Annotated in this window: 22 protein-coding genes and 1 tRNA gene; 5 read left to right on the plus strand and 18 right to left on the minus strand. The window is 66.3% G+C overall.

Annotated elements, in window-relative coordinates; genetic code table 11:
- Together phaC and ACILQR_RS10225 are read left to right on the plus strand one after the other, a co-directional pair.
- Positions 1-1,598 (plus strand): class I poly(R)-hydroxyalkanoic acid synthase (phaC, locus tag ACILQR_RS10220; protein WP_395651324.1); only part of this gene is annotated, 1,598 nt, incomplete at its 5' end.
- Positions 1,595-1,978: a hypothetical protein gene (locus tag ACILQR_RS10225; RefSeq protein ID WP_395651325.1), complete on the plus strand. Its 384-nt coding sequence runs from the start codon at positions 1,595-1,597 to the stop codon at positions 1,976-1,978. The genes phaC and ACILQR_RS10225, both read left to right, overlap by 4 nt.
- Here ACILQR_RS10225 and msrB read toward each other — a convergent pair.
- From msrB to ACILQR_RS10250, 5 genes are all read right to left on the minus strand, one after another.
- A complete protein-coding gene (gene msrB / locus ACILQR_RS10230; RefSeq protein WP_395651326.1) occupies positions 1,965-2,471 on the minus strand; it encodes a peptide-methionine (R)-S-oxide reductase MsrB in 507 nt (168 codons plus the stop codon). The two genes, ACILQR_RS10225 and msrB, sit on opposite strands and share 14 nt — an antisense overlap.
- A gap of 69 nt (positions 2,472-2,540) precedes the next feature.
- On the minus strand, positions 2,541-3,473 hold the full coding sequence (gene argC, locus ACILQR_RS10235) for an N-acetyl-gamma-glutamyl-phosphate reductase (RefSeq protein ID WP_395651327.1): 933 nt from the start codon (positions 3,471-3,473) through the stop codon (positions 2,541-2,543).
- A 246-nt stretch (positions 3,474-3,719) separates the two neighbouring features.
- The gene (gene rpsI, locus ACILQR_RS10240) at positions 3,720-4,208 is read right to left on the minus strand and encodes a 30S ribosomal protein S9 (RefSeq protein WP_395651328.1); all 489 of its coding nucleotides are present in this window, start codon (positions 4,206-4,208) and stop codon (positions 3,720-3,722) included.
- Between the two features lie 2 nt (positions 4,209-4,210).
- Complete coding sequence (gene rplM / locus ACILQR_RS10245) at positions 4,211-4,687, minus strand: 50S ribosomal protein L13 (RefSeq protein WP_395651329.1); 477 nt, start codon at positions 4,685-4,687, stop codon at positions 4,211-4,213.
- A 418-nt stretch (positions 4,688-5,105) separates the two neighbouring features.
- Complete coding sequence (locus ACILQR_RS10250) at positions 5,106-6,167, minus strand: COX15/CtaA family protein (RefSeq protein ID WP_395651330.1); 1,062 nt, start codon at positions 6,165-6,167, stop codon at positions 5,106-5,108.
- A gap of 160 nt (positions 6,168-6,327) precedes the next feature.
- On the opposite strand from ACILQR_RS10250, the gene ACILQR_RS10255 reads away from it, so the two are divergent.
- Together ACILQR_RS10255 and ACILQR_RS10260 are read left to right on the plus strand one after the other, a co-directional pair.
- Positions 6,328-6,579, plus strand: coding sequence for a transglycosylase (locus ACILQR_RS10255; protein WP_395651331.1), 252 nt, complete (start codon positions 6,328-6,330; stop codon positions 6,577-6,579).
- Complete coding sequence (locus tag ACILQR_RS10260; protein WP_395651332.1) at positions 6,576-6,797, plus strand: DUF2842 domain-containing protein; 222 nt, start codon at positions 6,576-6,578, stop codon at positions 6,795-6,797. Before ACILQR_RS10255 ends, ACILQR_RS10260 begins: the two co-directional genes overlap by 4 nt.
- A 59-nt stretch (positions 6,798-6,856) precedes the next feature.
- Here ACILQR_RS10260 and ACILQR_RS10265 read toward each other — a convergent pair.
- The 7 genes from ACILQR_RS10265 to ACILQR_RS10295 form a co-directional block, all read right to left on the minus strand.
- Positions 6,857-6,933: transfer RNA gene (locus ACILQR_RS10265), tRNA-Pro, on the minus strand.
- Positions 6,934-6,993: 60 nt separating this feature from the next.
- Positions 6,994-7,437 (minus strand): MerR family transcriptional regulator, encoded by a 444-nt coding sequence (locus ACILQR_RS10270; RefSeq protein ID WP_395651333.1) that lies wholly within the window; start codon positions 7,435-7,437, stop codon positions 6,994-6,996.
- Positions 7,438-7,441: 4 nt separating this feature from the next.
- Complete coding sequence (locus tag ACILQR_RS10275; RefSeq protein WP_271143968.1) at positions 7,442-7,750, minus strand: integration host factor subunit alpha; 309 nt, start codon at positions 7,748-7,750, stop codon at positions 7,442-7,444.
- Positions 7,751-7,825: 75 nt separating this feature from the next.
- A complete protein-coding gene (locus ACILQR_RS10280; RefSeq protein WP_395651334.1) occupies positions 7,826-8,803 on the minus strand; it encodes a beta-ketoacyl-ACP synthase III in 978 nt (325 codons plus the stop codon).
- Positions 8,803-9,885 (minus strand): phosphate acyltransferase PlsX, encoded by a 1,083-nt coding sequence (gene plsX, locus ACILQR_RS10285; protein WP_395651335.1) that lies wholly within the window; start codon positions 9,883-9,885, stop codon positions 8,803-8,805. The genes ACILQR_RS10280 and plsX overlap by 1 nt, the downstream gene beginning before the upstream one ends.
- A 94-nt stretch (positions 9,886-9,979) precedes the next feature.
- The gene (locus ACILQR_RS10290) at positions 9,980-10,501 is read right to left on the minus strand and encodes a YceD family protein (RefSeq protein ID WP_395651336.1); all 522 of its coding nucleotides are present in this window, start codon (positions 10,499-10,501) and stop codon (positions 9,980-9,982) included.
- A complete protein-coding gene (locus ACILQR_RS10295) occupies positions 10,498-11,043 on the minus strand; it encodes a ubiquinol-cytochrome C chaperone family protein (protein ID WP_395651337.1) in 546 nt (181 codons plus the stop codon). Before ACILQR_RS10295 ends, ACILQR_RS10290 begins: the two co-directional genes overlap by 4 nt.
- A gap of 87 nt (positions 11,044-11,130) precedes the next feature.
- Between ACILQR_RS10295 and ACILQR_RS10300 the strand changes: the two genes are divergently transcribed.
- Positions 11,131-11,610 carry an outer membrane protein assembly factor BamE gene (locus ACILQR_RS10300; protein ID WP_395651338.1) on the plus strand — a complete coding sequence of 160 codons (480 nt, stop codon included), beginning with the start codon at positions 11,131-11,133 and terminating at the stop codon, positions 11,608-11,610.
- Positions 11,611-11,831: 221 nt separating this feature from the next.
- Here the strand turns inward: ACILQR_RS10300 and ACILQR_RS10305 are convergent, their stop codons facing one another.
- The 6 genes from ACILQR_RS10305 to ACILQR_RS10330 all read right to left on the minus strand — a co-directional run bounded on the left by ACILQR_RS10305 (position 11,832) and on the right by ACILQR_RS10330 (position 16,757).
- Positions 11,832-13,979 carry a sodium-translocating pyrophosphatase gene (locus ACILQR_RS10305; protein ID WP_395651339.1) on the minus strand — a complete coding sequence of 716 codons (2,148 nt, stop codon included), beginning with the start codon at positions 13,977-13,979 and terminating at the stop codon, positions 11,832-11,834.
- Positions 13,980-14,146: 167 nt separating this feature from the next.
- Entirely contained in the window at positions 14,147-14,578 is a 432-nt protein-coding gene (locus ACILQR_RS10310) for a hypothetical protein (protein WP_395651340.1), read from the minus strand.
- 42 nt (positions 14,579-14,620) lie between these two features.
- Entirely contained in the window at positions 14,621-15,610 is a 990-nt protein-coding gene (thiL, locus tag ACILQR_RS10315; protein ID WP_395651341.1) for a thiamine-phosphate kinase, read from the minus strand.
- 6 nt (positions 15,611-15,616) lie between these two features.
- Positions 15,617-16,147, minus strand: coding sequence for a transcription antitermination factor NusB (gene nusB, locus ACILQR_RS10320; RefSeq protein WP_395651342.1), 531 nt, complete (start codon positions 16,145-16,147; stop codon positions 15,617-15,619).
- A complete protein-coding gene (ribH, locus tag ACILQR_RS10325; RefSeq protein WP_395651343.1) occupies positions 16,144-16,605 on the minus strand; it encodes a 6,7-dimethyl-8-ribityllumazine synthase in 462 nt (153 codons plus the stop codon). The genes nusB and ribH overlap by 4 nt, the downstream gene beginning before the upstream one ends.
- Positions 16,602-16,757, minus strand: a complete 156-nt coding sequence (locus ACILQR_RS10330; protein WP_395651344.1) for a hypothetical protein — start codon at positions 16,755-16,757, stop codon at positions 16,602-16,604. Before ACILQR_RS10330 ends, ribH begins: the two co-directional genes overlap by 4 nt.
- Positions 16,758-16,762 lie beyond the last annotated feature (5 nt).

The following is a 16,762-nucleotide window of genomic DNA, read 5'->3' on the forward strand; positions in this document are numbered from 1 at the left end:
CCAGTCTGGCTGCCAAGCCTGAGAAGCTGTTCACCGCCCAGGCCGACCTGTTCAACCGGTACCTGGACCTGTGGGCCTCCACGACGCGCCGCGCGGCGGGACAGGAGGCGGTGCCGTCGAAGGACAAGCGGTTCAAGGATCCGGCCTGGTCCGAAAACCCCATGTTCGACATGATGCGGCAGTCCTACATGGTGACGTCGGACTGGATGAACGGCCTGGTCGCCTCGGTCGAGGACGTCGACCCCCTGACCAAGCGCCGCGCCGAGTTCTTCACCAAGCTTCTGACCGACGCGTTTTCGCCCGCGAACTTCCTGGCCTCCAACCCGGCGGCGCTCAAGGCGATGGCCGAGACCAACGGCGAATCGCTGGTCAAGGGGATGCAGAACTTTGCCGCCGACCTGGAACGCGGTGCCGGCAAGCTGCAGATCAGCCAGGCCGACTACGGCAAGTTCGTGGTGGGCGAGAACGTGGCCACGGCCCCGGGTCAGGTCGTCTGGCGCGACGAACTGTTCGAACTGATCCAGTTCGACGCCGCGACCGAACAGCAGCACAGGATCCCGCTGCTGATCTTCCCGCCGTGGATCAACAAATTCTACATCATGGATCTGCAGCCGGGGAACTCGATGATCCGCTGGCTGTCGGCCCAGGGGTTCACGGTGTTCGTCTGCTCATGGGTCAATCCGGACGTGGACAAGGCCGCGTTCGGCTTCGACGAATACCTGCACAAGGGCATCTATCGCTGCACGGAAAAGGCGATGGAACAGGCCGGGGTCGATCGGCTGAACACCGTCGGCTACTGCATCGGCGGCACCCTGATGGGAATCGCCCTGGCCGACATGGCGGCGAAGGGCGACAAGCGGATCAACGCGACCACCTTCTTCGCCGCCCAGCACGACTTCGCCGAGGCGGGCGACCTGCTGCTGTTCACCGACGAGCATTGGCTGGCCCAGGTCGAGCAGATGATGGATGACGCGGGCGGCGTCCTGCCCGGCGCGGCCATGGCCGAGACCTTCAACGCGCTGCGGGCCAACGACCTGATCTGGTCCTTCTTCGTGTCCAACTATCTTATGGGCAAGTCGCCGGCGGCCTTCGACCTGCTGTTCTGGAACGCCGACCAGACCCGGATGCCCAAGGCCCTGCACATGGACTATCTGCGCAGCCTGTACGGCCAGAACAAGCTGTCCAAGGGCGAGTTCGCGGTGGGCGGCCAACGGATCGACCTGGGCAAGGTCAAGACGCCGCTGTATTTCCAGGCCTCGCGCGAGGACCATATCGCGCCGATGAACTCGATCTATCGCTCGGCCAAGGCGTTCGGTTCGGACGACCTGACCTTCACCCTGGCAGGGTCCGGCCATATCGCCGGGGTCATCAATGCGCCGGTGGCCAACAAGTACAATCACTGGACCAATGACGCCTTCCCCGACACCCTGGCCGAATGGCAGTCGGGTGCGGTCGAACATCCCGGCAGCTGGTGGCCGCACTGGGCGAAATGGCTGGCCGCGCGTTCGGGTGAAATGATCCCGGCCCGGGACCCGAAGACCGGCCCCCTCAAGCCGATTGAACCGGCACCGGGGTCCTATGTGAAAGTGAAGTCTTGAAGCGTATCGAACCCAACCTGCTGCTGGCCGTCGCCACCGGTATCCCGCTGTTGCTGCTGACCCTGACCGCGACCGTCTATGGCGAGGCCGGCCCGGCCTGGCGCTATCCGTTCCTGGCCGGGCTCTACACAGTGATGTTCGTTTTCCTGAACCGCCCGCTGGCCCGGCTGATGAAGATACGGGTCGATCGGCCGCCGATGATCAGCCTGGAAGCGCCCACGTCGGCGCTGTGGGCCGGAATCTTTCCGCTCGTGGTCATGGTGATGGCGGCCATCCCGTTCTTCATCAGAGGCTGGGACTACGGCCTGCTGGTGGTCATCGCCTCGATCATGTTCGGCTTCACGGTCGATTCGGCGATGAAGGCCCTCAGCCGGGCTTGAAGATCAGCGCGACGCCGTTGTTGCAGTAGCGTTTGCCGGTCGGACGCGGCCCGTCATCGAACACGTGACCCTGGTGCCCCAGGCAGCGGGCGCAATGATACTCGACCCGGGGGATGCCGAGGGCCAGGTCGCGCTTGGTCCCGATGTTGGCCGGGTTGACCCGGAAAAAGCTGGGCCAGCCGGTGCCGCTGTCGAACTTCCACGCCGACAGGAACAGCGGCAATTCGCACCCCCGACAGACGAAGGTGCCGGCCCGGTGCTCCTCGTTCAGCGGGCTGGTGTAGGGCCGCTCGGTCCCCTCGTGGCGCAGCACATCATAGCTGGCAGCCGGCAGCCGGGCACGCCACTGGGCGTCGGTGATCCGACGGAAGGGCGACGAGGCGAACGCGGCTTCGTCAGCGCTGGCGGCCTGGGGCGTAAGGGCTGTGATGGCCAGGGCACCGGTGCCGGTCAGCAAGGCACGGCGGTTGGGGATCGGAGTGGCGTGGGTCATGCCTCTACATACGGCGCTCGGAGGCGGAAGGTTTCAAGCCATCTTCCTACTGCCCTTGCGGGAGAAGGGTCAGGTCAGGCCGGTGTCTTCCCGCAGTCCCAGCATCAGGTTCAGGTTCTGCACCGCAGCCCCCGACGCGCCCTTGCCGAGGTTGTCGAGCAGGGCGACCAGCCGTGCCTGAGACCCCGACCGGTCGCCGAAGACGTGCAGTCGCATCCGGTTGGTGCCGTTCAGCCCCTCCGGGTCGATGCCGGTCATGGCCTCGGTCGTTTCCAGGTCGGCGACCTCGACGAAGCGAGCGCCGGCATAGTGTTCGGCCAGGGCGCCGTGGATGACCTCGATCGAGGGCGAGCCCGGCAGGGAGGCCAGATGCAGCGGGACCTCGACCAGCATCCCCTGGCGGTAGGCGCCGACGGCGGGGGCGAACATGACGTCGTGGGTCAGGCCGGTGTGGCGGGTCATCTCCGGCACATGCTTGTGGTGCTGGCTCAGGCCATAGGCGCGGAAGGCGGAGGCGGTGCCAGATTCGAACTCGGCGATCATGGACTTGCCGCCGCCGGAATAGCCGGAGACGGCGTTGACGGTGACGAACCGGTCGGCGGGCACGATCCCGGCCCTCACCAGCGGGCGCATCAGGCCGATGAAGCCGGTCGGATAGCAGCCCGGATTGCTGACCCGCTTAGACGCCGCGATGGCCGCCCCCTGCCCCGCGTCCATCTCGGCGAAACCATAGGTCCAGCCGTCGGCGACCCGGAAGGCCGTGGAGGCGTCGATGACCCGCGTGGTCGCGTTGTCGATCATGCCGACGGCCTCGATCGCCGCGTCGTCCGGCAGGCACAGGATCACCGCATCCGCCGCGTTCAGCGCCTCGCGCCGCGCGGCCGGATCGCGCCTGCGGTCGCCCAGCAGGATCAGCTCCAGATCGGCACGGGCCCCAAGCCGCTCGCGGATCTCGAGCCCAGTGGTACCGGCTTCGCCGTCGATGAAGAGTGTGTGGGTCATTTCAACTCCTGCTCCCTCTCCCAGAGGGAGAGGGCTTGAGCGCCCGAGAGCCGTCAGGCGATCGGCCTTGCGCGAAAGGGTGAGGGGCGATGCCCTCACCGGTTCGCACCTTAACCCCTCACCCTTTCGGCTAAGACGCATCGCTACGCTCTGCGAGCCTCAAGCCCTCTCCCTCTGGGAGAGGGTTAGAAAAAAGGGCGCTCCGGTTTTCCCGAAGCGCCCCCAATCCAAACCGTACGAAACGACTTAGCGCTTCGAGAACTGGAAGGACTTGCGGGCCTTGGCGCGGCCGTACTTCTTGCGCTCGACCACGCGGCTGTCGCGGGTCAGGAAGCCGTGGGGCTTCAGGACCGGGCGGAGCGCGGGCTCATAGTGGGTCAGGGCGTGCGACAGGCCGTGGCGGATGGCGCCGGCCTGGCCGGACAGGCCCGAACCCTCGACCGTGCAGACGACGTCGAACTGGGTCTCGCGGCCCGTGACGACCAGGGGCTGGGCGATCATCATGCGCAGGATTTCGCGAGCGAAATACTGCATCTGGTCCTTGCCGTTGATGGTGAACTTGCCGGTGCCGGGCTTGACCCAGACGCGGGCGATCGCGTTCTTGCGCTTGCCGGTCGAATAGGCGCGGCCTTGCGCGTCCAGCTTCTGGACGTATTCGGGAGCGGCTTCGGCGGTGGTGCCGAGGCCCTTCAGGGCGTCGAAACCGGTGGCTTCGGGGGCGGTGACGTCGGTCATGCTCAGATGCTCCGGAAGTTCTTGGCGGACATCGACTTGAAGTCGACGATTTCCGGCTGCTGGGCTTCGTGGGTGTGGGTGGCGCCGGCGAAGATGCGCAGGTGGGTCATCTGCAGGCGAGCCAGCGGGCTTTCCTTGGGCAGCATGCGCTCGACGGCCTTTTCAAGGACGCGCTCGGGGAAGCGGCCGTTCAGGACCTTCTGCGGGGTGGTCGACTTGATGCCGCCCGGGTGGCCGGTGTGGCGATAGTAGACCTTGTCGGTCAGCTTCTTGCCGGTGAACACGACCTTGTCGGCGTTGACGACGATGACATGGTCACCCAGGTCGACGTGGGGCGTGTAGGTGGGCAGGTGCTTGCCGCGCAGGCGGTTGGCGATGAACGTCGCGAGGCGACCGACAACGACGCCTTCGGCATCGATGACGATCCACTTCTTGTCGACGTCGGCCGGCTTGAGCGCGACCGTGGTGCTCTTCAGCATGTCGGTGGATTCCTGGAAAACGAAACGGGCGGCCCGAGCCAACAGCGGTCGGAACGAGCGGAAGGCGCGCTAGTAGAGGATGGGTGCGGGGAGGTCAATGCGGGTGAGGTGCATGACCTTCATCTATGTCGCTGTTTTTGCAACGTTTTTATAATACGGTATTAAAATACCGCATTTTTTGGCGCCTGTCATGCCGGTTCTGGGCTGACTCGATCGTCTTGTGGCCAATCCTCGGAGTGGCGGTGGCGGTCTGAAAACACACCGCCAAAGCGCCAAAGCGCCAAGAATGACGCGGCTCGCGACCGGATCGAACCTGTTCGGCCCGCTTCATTGGACGTGTCAAAGACCGTCACGAGAACATGGAGACGTCCAACAGAACCGCAAGGCCGTGATCGGATTATTTTCCTAAACGATAGCCCTATCGACGCCTTGGCCCCGACATGAACAGTCTCGGCTGTGAGCGACGCACCAGCCACAGGTTCACCGTCGCGAGCATGAGCACGATGGCCGCGCCCGCCTGGTGAAGTCCGCCCAGCCAAAGCGGCACGGCGTGGATCAGGGTCACGACACCCAGCGCTGCCTGAAGCCATAGCGAACCGGCGGCCACGAAGGCGAAGGCGCCGAGCCCCTCGGCCAGCCGCCAGCGCCAGCCCTGGATCGCATAGGCCGTACCGAACGCCACCAACAGGTAGCCCCAGATGCGGTGGTTGAACTGGACCAGGGCCTGGTCATGCAGGAAGGCCAGCGCCCCCTTGCCCCATTCCACCGGCGGGAAGAACCCACCATTCATCATCGGCCAGTCCGTATAGACGAACCCCGCCTTGGCCCCCGCGACAAGCCCACCCAGCAGGCACTGTACGAACACGGCCCCCAGCAGGATGGCCGCGGCTCGGCTCCAGCCCGCCGGCGAGCGCGAGTGCTCCTCCCCGGCCCAGGCCTCCAGCCCCGTCCAGATCAAGCCGGCGAAGATGGCGAGCGCCAGCCCCAGGTGGACGGTCAGCCGCTCCGGCGCGACATCGACCCGCTCCGACAGGCCCGACGACACCATCCACCAACCGATCAGGCCCTGAAGGCCGCCTGCCGCCAGCAGCAGGAAACAGCGCCAGACCAGACGACGCGGAATTTTGCGCGTCAGCAGGAAGACGACGAACGGAACGGCGAATACGACCCCGATCAGCCGACCGAACAGACGGTGCGCCCACTCCCACCAGAAGATGCCCTGGAATTCGGCCAGGCTCATGCCGGCGTTGACCTGGGCGTACTGGGGTATGGCCTTGTATTTCTCGAATGCCTCGGCCCAGGCGGCGGGGTTCATCGGCGGCAGGGCCCCCATGATGGGCTTCCATTCCGTGATCGACAGGCCCGATCCGGTGAGGCGGGTGATCCCGCCGATGACCACCATGGCGAACACCATGGCCGCGCAGACGAACAGCCAAATCGCGACCGACCGACTTTGTTCGCGATAGCCCAAACGCTTCATTCGACGCCTGCCGTCCTGACGGATACACTGTCGTTCCGAACGGAGGCGAAGGATCGTCCCCGGACCTTGGCGGTATGCCCGACCATCAAGGCAGGATCAAAGCGGATTTCCGAACCTCGTCGTCGCAGGCGGGATCGGGCGGGCACGGAGAACGGACGCCTTGCAGTACGCCGACATCCTCATCGCCATCGTGGGCGTCCTGATCGTGGCGGGGATCGCCGACATGCTGGGCGGCAAGCGCGGCTTCGGCGGCGCGCTGCTGGTCGCCTCGGTCGGTGCGGCCTGCGGCTGGTTCCTGGTCATCCGGGTGTTTGCCCTGACGACCATGGACGACTGGAACTGGATCCTGTGGGCGCTGGGCGGCGCGGCACTCAGCCTGGTGGCCTATTACCTGCTGAGGAACAAGCGATGAGCGCGCCGGTCGAACGTCCCAGCCCCCGCCGGGCCCTGGCCGCCCTGCTGACGCTGCTGTTTCTCGCCGCCTATGTCTGGACCGTCATCGCGATCGGCGACCGGCTGCCGGACCGATGGTGGATCGACCTTCTGCTGTTCGGCGGCGCGGGAATGCTGTGGGGCGTACCGCTGATCCCGCTGTATTCGTGGGCCGAGCGCGGCGGCAAAAAGTCGTAGAACGACAAACGGGGCCGTCTTTCGACGACCCCGTTATTGACGCATTTTCTGATCGAAAATGGTCGGAGCGACAGGATTCGAACCTGCGACCCCTTGACCCCCAGTCAAGTGCGCTACCAGGCTGCGCCACGCTCCGAGAGGCGGTCCTATAGCGGGGCACCCTCGCCGCCGCAAACCGAAAATCGGGAAAAGCGCGTCAGGCGGCCAGGACGGCGTCCAGGCGAGCGCGGGCGGCCTCGAGATCGGCGATGACGGCTGCGAGGCCTTCGGGGTCGTCGATGGTTGCGGGCGACGCATCCGACTCAGGGAGCGCCGCGGGCTGATACACCTCCGCGTCCATTACGAAGGTCGCGTCGGGATCGCCATAGGCGGCCAGGCGGGCAAGGCCCTGATCCTTGTGCAGGCGCTGGACGCCCTTGATGGTCAGACCTTCGTCATGCAGCAGGCGTTTGATGGCCTTCAGCACCACGATGTCGTTGGGCCGATAGAACCGACGCCCCCCGGCCCGCTTCACCGGCGTCACGAAGGTGAACTTCGTCTCCCAAAAGCGCAGCACGTGCTGGGGCGCGCCGACGGCGTCCGAGGCTTCGGATATGGTACGAAAAGCCTGAGGGCCTTTTGTGGCGGGCTTGACGGCCAAGGGATCAGGCCCCGACGCCCGCGTCGTGTACCTTGGACTTCATGATCTGGGACGCGCGGAAGCTGATGACCCGGCGTGGATTGATCGCGGCCGGTTCGCCCGTCTTGGGGTTGCGGCCCATGCGGGCACGCTTGTCGCGGACCTGGAAGACGCCGAATCCCGACAGCTTGACCGTCTCGCCGCGTTGCAGCGCCTCGACGATCAGCTCAAGGGTGCGCTCGACCATGGTGGAGCATTCCTGTCGCGACAGACCCACATCCTCGTGGACGGCCTCGCAGAGGTCGGCTCGGGTCAGGGTGCTCTGTTCGCCCAAGATGTTCGCTCCAATGATCCTGACGCGTTCATAAAGCGGCGAAAACCGCGCAAAGTCAAAGTCGGAAGCGTCACCTTACAGGCGAATTGCGCAGGCGCCCCAGGTCAGGCCGCCGCCCATGGCCTCCAGCAGCACCAGATCGCCGCGTTTGATGCGCCCATCCTGGATCGCGGCGTCCATCGCCAGAGGAATCGAGGCGGCCGAGGTGTTGGCGTGCAGGGCCACCGTGGTGATCACCTTGTCCTCGTCCAGACCCAGTCGATCGCCGACCCCCTTGATGATTCGTTGGTTGGCCTGGTGCGGTACGAACCAGTCGACGTCGGCGATCTCGATGTTGGCGGCGGCGCAGGCGGCGGTGATGGCCTCGGCGATGTTCACGACCGCGTGGCGGAACACCTGGTTGCCCAGCATCCGCAGATGGCCGACCGTGCCCGTGGTGGTCGGGCCGCCGTCGACGTAGAGCAGATCGGTCTTGGTGCCGTCGCAGCGCAGGGCAAACCCCAGCAGGCCCTGGTCCGCCTTGGTCCCCTCGCCTTCCCGCGGTTCGACCACGAAGGCGCCGGCACCGTCGCCGAACAGGACGCAGGTGGTCCGGTCGGTCCAGTCCATCAGCCGGGTCATCTCCTCGGCACCGATCACGAGGGCGCATCTGGCCATGCCCCGGGCCACGAAGCCGTCCGCGACGCTCAGCGCATAGACGAAGCCCGAACACACCGCCTGGACATCGAAGGCGATCCCGACCGGACAGCCGAGCTTCCTCTGCACGATCGAGGCGGTGGCCGGAAAGGTCATGTCGGGGGTCGTGGTGGCGACGATGATCAGATCGACGTCGGCCGCCGTCTTGCCCGCATCGGCCAGGGCGCGGCGCGCGGCCTCCACGGCCAGGTCACTGGTCGGCTGGTCATCGCGGGCCTGATGGCGCTGGCGAATGCCGGTGCGTTCGACGATCCATTCGTCGGATGTGTCGACGAATTTCGACAGGTCCGCATTGGTGACGACCTTTTCCGGCAGGAAGGAGCCGACGCCGGTCACAGCGCTACGGGTGACGCTCACTACAGACTCTCTCCGGAAATCGTCGGGCTTTCGGGGGCGGGTTGGGCGGCATGCATGACGGCGTCGAGCTTGCCCATCTTTTCGCCGACCTTGACCAGATAGTCGCTGCGGGCCAGGTCGACACCGATGCGGATGGCATTGCCGAAGCCCTTGGCATTCGCCCCGCCGTGGCTCTTTACGACGATCCCGTTCAGGCCCAGCAGGGGTCCGCCGTTGATGGCGCTAGGGTCGATCTTCTGGCCCATGGCCTTCAGCGCAGGCAGGGCGATGAGTGCCCCCAGCTTGGCCTGGACGCCGGAGGACAGGGCTTCCTTCAGCAGGGCCGAGATGAAACGCGCCGTGCCCTCGGCCGTCTTGAGCGCGATATTGCCGGTGAAGCCGTCGGTCACCACCACATCGACTGTGCCCTTGGCGATGTCGTCGCCCTCGACGAAGCCGTGGTAGTTCAGATCAAGTCCGCCGGCGCGCAGCACGGCATGGGCCTCGCGCACATCCTCGTGGCCCTTCATGTCCTCTGAGCCGACGTTCAGGATGCCGATGGTGGGACGGCCGGAGCCGTGGACCGCCGCGTGAAAGGCCTCGCCCATGATGGCGAACTCTATCAGCTGTTCGGCATCGCTCTCGATATTGGCACCGACGTCCAGAACCGCCGTCACGCCCTTCAGGGTCGGCCAGCTGGCCACGATGGCGGGACGCTCCAGGCCCGGTGCCGACATCCGCAGGATCAGCTTGGAGATCGCCATCAGGGCGCCGGTGTTGCCGGCCGACACGACGGCACCCGCCTCGCCCGACTTCACTGATTCGACCGCGTTCCACAGGCTGGAGCCCTTGCCGCGCCGCATGGCTTGAGCCGGCTTCTCGTCCATGGCGACGACCTTGTCGGTATGGCGAATCTGGCAGATCGCATCGGTCAGCCTGACCCTGGCCATCTCGGCCGCGATCGCCGCCTCGTCCCCGTGCAGCAGGAATCGCACGCCCTCGCCGCCGTGACGACGGATGTAGTCGTGGACGCCGGGCACGACGACGGCGGGGCCGTGGTCGCCGCCCATCGCGTCGAGGGATATCAGGACTGGGGATGGCAAGAGGCTGTTCGCTCCGGACGCGTGATCGCGTCGCTCATCTATTGGGCGAGGCATACCGCCGCAACGGCGGCGATGCAAAGCGGCTGTCGTTACGTCAGGTTTCGCCGGCGTCCTTCGCCTTGAATTGCTTGAGCACGGCAAAGGGCGAGATCTCGGCCGGTTCCTCGGGCTGGACGAACTCCGCGCCGGGTTTTCTGGGGAAGGGATCTAGCGTCAGGGCCAGCTGTTCAACCGCGTACTGGCCCAGATCGATTCGCCCGTCCTCGATAACGTCGGGGGCGTCATCGTCCAGGGTGATCTCGATTTCGTCGATCTCGATCGGGTCGACAGCCTCGACCAGATCGATCGAGAATCGTTCATCAATCTCGACCGGCAGGGGCTCAAGGGTGATGCCGCAGGTCTGGACGGCACTGGCCCGGACGCGGCCGGTCAGACGGTAGCCGGCGTTGGCGGCAGGGGCCACCGACAGGTCGGCGACGAAGGCGTCCAGCGAGGCAAGGTCCAGAGCCTTGGCGATCTTCGACCGCGCAGCCGCGTCCGGTTCCAGCGTCCGGGCCAGGCCCTTGCCGATCTCGTTCAGCCGTACAGGTTCGCTCAGGGGCAGGGTCGGGCTCATGCGGCGATCTCCGGCCAGACGGGGGCTGCGAGAACATCGGCAAAGCCCTGTCGCGACAGGGCCTCGCGCGCTGCCAGGGCGTAACGCGCCAGCGGTTCGGCCCGCTCAGGCTCGTCCGAGACATAGACGTTGCGGGCCAGGTTGGTCGCCAGGGCGGCTGTATCGCCCGCCCGCAGCGGTCCTTCATAGGCGGTCATCCGGCCGTACAGGGCCTCGCCCAGCTTGCGCATCTTCTTGGCCATCGAGACATCCCCGACGCCGAGTTCGCGCAGCACATTGTCCAAGGCCGAAACATAGACATCGAACAGGCTCTGGGCCGCCGCTGCGCCCTCGGCCGGCCCGTCCCGGTCCTCGTCCCGCACCCGCAGGATCAGCAGCAGGGCATGAAGGGTGTAGAGCTCGAACCGCGCATCGATCCGGTCCTCGACGCCCAGGTCGGTATAGAAGGCGATCTGGCGCGCCTGTTCGGCGACCGCCGCGTACAGAGCCTCGCCCACCGGCGGCGGGGATTTGGGTCGTTTTCTCAGCAGAGCAGTCAGCATGTCATGCGGCCCCTTTTCCGCCGCGACGTTGAACTAGGACGCGGGTCCGGTTAGGTCAAAGACCTTGTTGCTCGTCAGGCCCCATCCATGACCCGTATTCCTGCCCTCATCGCCGCCGTCGCCGTGCTCGGATCGTTGGGTGCCTGCGCTCCCGTGGTGGGGCTGCACGGGTTCCAGGTCGTCGATGTGGCGCCTACCGACATCGTCGCGGGCACCGACACCAAGGAAACGGTTCTGGCCCGGCTGGGCACGCCCTCGACTACCTCGACCTTCGAGAAGGACCAGATCTGGTACTATATGAGCCAGACGACAGAGCGTTACACCTACAACCGGCCCCAGGTGTCCCAGCGCAGCATCACCGAAATCACCTTCAACGAGGCCGACGGCAAGGTCGCCGCCGTGCGCACCCTGGGCCTCGATGACGGCGAGAAAATCGCCATGGAGCGTCGCGAAACCCCGACCCGCGGTCGCGCCCTGACCATCATGGAGCAACTGCTGGGCAACGTCGCCCGAGGCCAGTTGCCCCGCACAGACGAAGACGTCCCGGGCGCTCGCCGTCCAGACTAATCTTCCTTCGCCCCTTGCGGGAGAAGGTGGCCGAGCGAAGCGAGGTCGGATGAGGGGTCACTCGGACCATTCCGATTTTGTCTCGTCCGCCAACTCCAGCCATGGGCGTGACCCCTCTTCCGTCAGCCTTCGGCTGCCACCTTCTCCCGCAAGGGGAGAAGGAAGAAAAAAGCCCCGGAGATCGCTCTCCGGGGCTTTCTTCGCTTCAGCCTCGCGCCAACCTAGAACACCTTCCCGCTGGCCAGCACCGCCAGCAGCAGCAGGGCCACGATGTTGGTGATCTTGATCATCGGGTTCACCGCCGGGCCCGACGTGTCCTTGTAGGGATCGCCGACCGTGTCGCCGGTCACGGCGGCCTTGTGGGCCTCCGAACCCTTGCCGTGGAGGACGCCGTCCTTGTCGGTGAAGCCCTCCTCGATGACCTTCTTGGCATTGTCCCAGGCCCCGCCGCCACTGGTCATGGAGACTGCGACGAACAGGCCGGTGACGATCACACCCATCAGCATTGCGCCCAGGGCCGCGAACGCCGTGGCCTTGTCCGTGATGGCCAGGATCGCGACGAACAGCACGATCGGTGACAGCACGGGCAGCAGCGACGGCACGATCATCTCGCGGATCGCCGCCTTGGTCAGGATGTCGACCGCCTTGCCGTACTCGGGCTTGACCTCATAGGTCATGATGCCCGGGTTCTCGCGGAACTGGCGACGCACCTCGGCGACGACCGCCTCGGCCGCGCGCCCCACCGCCATCATCGACATCCCGCCAAACAGGAAGGGCAGCAGCCCCCCGAACAGCAGGCCAACCACGACATAGGGGCTGGTAAGATCGAAGCTGACCTCACCCAGTCCGTAGAAGAAGCTGCCTGGCAGGGCTTCGGCGGCGAAGTACTTGAGGTCCTCGGTATAGGCGGCGAACAGCACAAGCGCGCCGAGGCCCGCCGAACCGATCGCATAGCCCTTGGTCACGGCCTTGGTGGTGTTGCCCACGGCGTCGAGGGCATCGGTGGAGTGACGGACTTCCGGGGGAAGCCCCGCCATCTCGGCGATGCCGCCGGCGTTGTCGGTGACGGGACCGAAGGCGTCGAGCGCCACGATCATCCCCGCCACGCCCAGCATGGTCGTGGTGGCGATGGCGATGCCGAACGAGCCGGCCAACTGGAAGCTGGCCACGATGCCGACAATGATGACCAGGGCGATCGGGGCGGTCGCCTCGAGCGAGACGGCCAGACCCTGGATGACGTTGGTGCCGTGACCCGACACCGAGGCCTGGGCCACCGACCGGACGGGCCGGAAGTTGGAGCCGGTGTAGAACTCGGTCACCACCACGATGGCGGCGGTGACGGCCAGGCCCACGACACCCGCCCAGAACAGGCTCATCGGCTGGATGACCAGCCCGCCCGTGGTCGTGATCGCATCCGGAACCAATTGCGAGATCACCCACCACACCGCGCCGACCGACAGGACGCCGGTGACGATCAGGCCCTGGTACAGGGCCCCCATGATGTTCTGGCTCTTGCCGAGTCGGACGAAGAAGCTGCCGATGATGGAGGTCACGATGCAGACGCCGCAGATCGCCAGCGGCAGCAGCATCATCGCCCCGACGTATTCGGAGCCCCGGAAGAAGATGGCGGCCAGCACCATCGTCGCCACGGTCGCCACCGCATAGGTCTCGAACAGGTCGGCGGCCATGCCGGCGCAATCGCCGACGTTGTCGCCCACATTGTCGGCGATGGTGGCGGCGTTGCGCGGATCATCCTCGGGGATACCGGCCTCGACCTTGCCCACCATGTCCCCGCCGACGTCGGCGCCCTTGGTGAAGATGCCACCGCCCAGACGCGCGAAGATCGAGATCAGCGACGCTCCGAAGCCCAGGGCCACCAGGCCATCGACGACCTCACGGCTCGTCGGCTCCAGCCCCATGTGGACGACCAGCACCGCGAAATAGCCGGCCACGCCCATGAGAGCGCCGCCCGCCACGAACATGCCGGTGATGGCACCCGAGCGGAACGCCAGGTCCAGCCCCTTGGCTAGGCTTTCAGAGGCGGCGTGCGCGGTACGGACGTTGGCGCGCACCGAGATCAGCATCCCGGCATAACCGGCCGCACCCGACAGCACCGCGCCGATCAGGAAGCCGGCCGCCGCATAGGGTCCGATCAACAGCCAGGCCGCGATCAGGACGACCACGCCGACGATACCGATGGTGAAATACTGACGCTTCAGATAGGCCGACGCCCCTTCCTGGATGGCGGCGGCGATCTCTCGCATCTTGTCGTTGCCCGTCCCGGCCTTCATCAGGACGAAGGTCTGGATCGCCCCGTACAGGACTCCCAGAACGCCGGCCCCGAAGGCCAGCGTGAGTATATGATTCATTGGCGTTTCCGTGCCTAAAAAGCCCCCGGCTCCTTGGCGCGGCGGGCCTTATGACCTCTGTCCGCCTTCCGGTACCCCCCGGGCGCATCGGACGCTGAGTTTGCGCCCACTCGGGAATTGCCCACAGACCGTGCCAAATGCGGCGCGATGACGCAAGCGGAACAAATTCAGGCCCCTCCGGGCACTCCGGTGCGACGGCGCGGCGTCTGCATCAGGACTTCCGACTTCACCACCGAGCCGGGACCCGACACCACATTGGCGATCGCCACCATGGCGGCGTTGATGGCGTTTTCGTTGAGGCTGGTCCAGTCGCCGGGCACGGTGAAGGGCGCGCGGTGGGCGGTTCGGACCAGAGCGTCACGGAAAAAAGGATCCTTGCCCCGCATGGCCGTGGCGTCGGCACCGGGTCCAAGGGTCAGTTTGACCGTGACGAAGACATAGTTGCGCAGCCGGCCGTCGGCGATGACCGGCAGGCCGACGCCGCTGATGTTCAGGGTCACCCCCTCGGCCGGGGCGGCGCTTTCGCTGGCCAGGGCGGATGTGGCGGCAGCACCCGCGAGGGCGACGGTTCCGACGGCGATGAGGTCTCTGCGGCGCATGGTCGGACCCTACAGCTCAGCCGTTAGGATTGGGTTTCGAGCCTAGCCGTGGGTAAAGCCCGGTTTCGCCAAGGTGATCGGCCGGCCGCCGAAGCGGGCCTTGACCCCCTGCCCCTCCGTAACCCGACCCAGCCTGGTCAGGCGGACGTGCCGTCGGTCCGCCTCTCGCCGCAGCACGGCTTCGTCCGAGGCCGGAGCGGTGAAGGCGATCTCATAGTCGTCGCCGCCGGTCGCCAGCTGCTCCAGGGCCGCCTGTTCATCGACGCGGCTGTCGAACCAGGCCTGACCGGCGAGGGACAGGGGCGTCAGTTCCAGGTCGATCTCGACCCCGACGCCGCTCGCCGCCGCGATATGGCCGAGGTCCGCGACCAGCCCGTCCGAGACGTCCAGGGACGCACTGGCCAGATCATGGATCACCGACGAAAAGGCCAGTTGCGGCATGGGTCGGCGGTAGTGATCGATCAGGGCGGCCAACCGCTCGGGGGCCAGCTTCAGACCGCCGCGCGCCGCCTGAAGGCCGAGGTAGCCGTCACCGATCTGGCCGGTGACGAACACAAGATGGCCGGGCCTGGCACCGTTACGGCCCACCACACGCCCCTTCGCCACCCAGCCCAGCATCGTCAGCGAGAACGAGGCCGGCCCAGGCGTGACCACGGTGTCTCCGCCCAGCAGGGCCACACCGAACGCCTTCTGATCCCGCGCCAGTCCTTCTGCGAAAGCGACCCGTTCGGGCCAGCCGCAGCGTTCGGACCAGTGGCAGGCCAGCAGATAGCCGAAAGGCTCGGCACCCTTGGCCGCCAGATCCGACAGGTTCACGCGAAGCAGCTTCTGCGCCACCGTGTCCAATGGATCCTCGGCGAGGAAATGGACGCCCTCGACGATGGCATCCTTGGTCAGGACGAGGTCGTAGCCGGACCGCGACGGAAGGACGGCGACGTCGTCCTTCAGCCCCCGGCCCCACTCCGGATGGGCCAGCGGGGCCAGCAGTCGGGTGATGGTCTCGAACTCGCCGGCGACATCGACCGCGGCCATGGCAGTCTAGGCCTTCGGGCGGACGTCGCGGGCCACACCGTCGAGGGCGGCATTGACGAACTTGGCCTCGGCCTCGTCGAAGAAGGCCTTGGCCAGCTCGACATACTCATCCAGCACGATCTCGCGGGGTACGTCCGGCTTGTGCGCCAGTTCCCAGGCCCCCGACCGCAGCAGAGCCCGCAGCGTCGCGTCCAGACGCTCCAGCCGCCAGTTGGAGGCCAGACGCGCCTTGATGGCGGCATCGATGTCGCGCTGGTTCGCGATGACGCCGCGCACGATCCCGGCGAACCAGTCCTCATCAGCCTCGGCCAGAGGCTCGCCTTCGATGTCGGCATCGAAGCGGTGGTTGGAGAACTCGGAGATGACGGTCTCGACGCCCTCCCCCGCCAGTTCCATCTGGTAAAGGGCCTGAACAGCGGCCAGCCGGGCGACGGTACGGGCCCGGCGCTGGCGCGAGGACAGCTGGGGCTCTGCCCGGGCCTTTTCGGCCTCGGCCAGTTGTTGCAGGACGGCCTGGATGGAGTTGGGTTCGGTCATCCGCCGAGCCCTACGCGCAACCGCTTGCGCAGCGCAATCAGGTCCATACAGGCGCGAGCGGCCCCACCGCCCTTGTCGCCTTCGCTGATCCGGGCGCGGGCCCAGGCCTGATCCTCGTCCTCGGTGGTCAGGATGCCGTTGCCGATGGCCAGACCCTTCAGGCCCAGTTGCATCAGGCCGGCCGCAGACTGATCCGAGACGATCTCGAAATGATAGGTCTCGCCGCGGATGATGCAGCCCAAGGCGACGAAGCCGTCATAGCGCGGCGCCGTCGGATAGCGACCGGCCTCATTGGCCATGGCGATGGCCGTCGGAACCTCCAGCGCGCCGGGCACGGTGACGACATCGAAATCGACGCCTTGCGCACGCAGGGCATCCTTCGCCCCGTCCAGCAGGGCATCGGCCAGATCATCGTAATAGCGCGCCTCGACGATGAGGACGCGGGGGGGATCGATCAGGATTGGTCTTCTCCGTTCATGCCGCGCCAGCCGACGATACGCAGGCCGTAACCTTCAAGCGCCGTCGGTTCCGGGCGGGTCGAGCTCATCACGATCATGTCGCGTACCCCGAGATCCAGCAGTATCTGGGCCCCCAGGCCATAGACCTTGATGGCGC

The sequence above is a fragment of the Brevundimonas sp. genome (assembly GCF_044239655.1).
Taxonomy (GTDB): Bacteria; Pseudomonadota; Alphaproteobacteria; order Caulobacterales; family Caulobacteraceae; genus Brevundimonas.

Coding starts and splice junctions, on each gene's coding strand:
- msrB (WP_395651326.1), bottom strand. CDS start 2,471: ATGACCCACGCCACTCCGATCCCCAACCGCCGTGCCTTGCTGACCGGC.
- argC (WP_395651327.1), bottom strand. CDS start 3,473: ATGACCCACACACTCTTCATCGACGGCGAAGCCGGTACCACTGGGCTC.
- rpsI (WP_395651328.1), bottom strand. CDS start 4,208: ATGACCGACGTCACCGCCCCCGAAGCCACCGGTTTCGACGCCCTGAAG.
- rplM (WP_395651329.1), bottom strand. CDS start 4,687: ATGCTGAAGAGCACCACGGTCGCGCTCAAGCCGGCCGACGTCGACAAG.
- ACILQR_RS10250 (WP_395651330.1), bottom strand. CDS start 6,167: ATGAAGCGTTTGGGCTATCGCGAACAAAGTCGGTCGGTCGCGATTTGG.
- ACILQR_RS10260 (WP_395651332.1), top strand. CDS start 6,576: ATGAGCGCGCCGGTCGAACGTCCCAGCCCCCGCCGGGCCCTGGCCGCC.
- ACILQR_RS10290 (WP_395651336.1), bottom strand. CDS start 10,501: ATGAGCCCGACCCTGCCCCTGAGCGAACCTGTACGGCTGAACGAGATC.
- ACILQR_RS10295 (WP_395651337.1), bottom strand. CDS start 11,043: ATGCTGACTGCTCTGCTGAGAAAACGACCCAAATCCCCGCCGCCGGTG.
- ACILQR_RS10300 (WP_395651338.1), top strand. CDS start 11,131: ATGACCCGTATTCCTGCCCTCATCGCCGCCGTCGCCGTGCTCGGATCG.
- ACILQR_RS10305 (WP_395651339.1), bottom strand. CDS start 13,979: ATGAATCATATACTCACGCTGGCCTTCGGGGCCGGCGTTCTGGGAGTC.
- ACILQR_RS10310 (WP_395651340.1), bottom strand. CDS start 14,578: ATGCGCCGCAGAGACCTCATCGCCGTCGGAACCGTCGCCCTCGCGGGT.
- thiL (WP_395651341.1), bottom strand. CDS start 15,610: ATGGCCGCGGTCGATGTCGCCGGCGAGTTCGAGACCATCACCCGACTG.
- nusB (WP_395651342.1), bottom strand. CDS start 16,147: ATGACCGAACCCAACTCCATCCAGGCCGTCCTGCAACAACTGGCCGAG.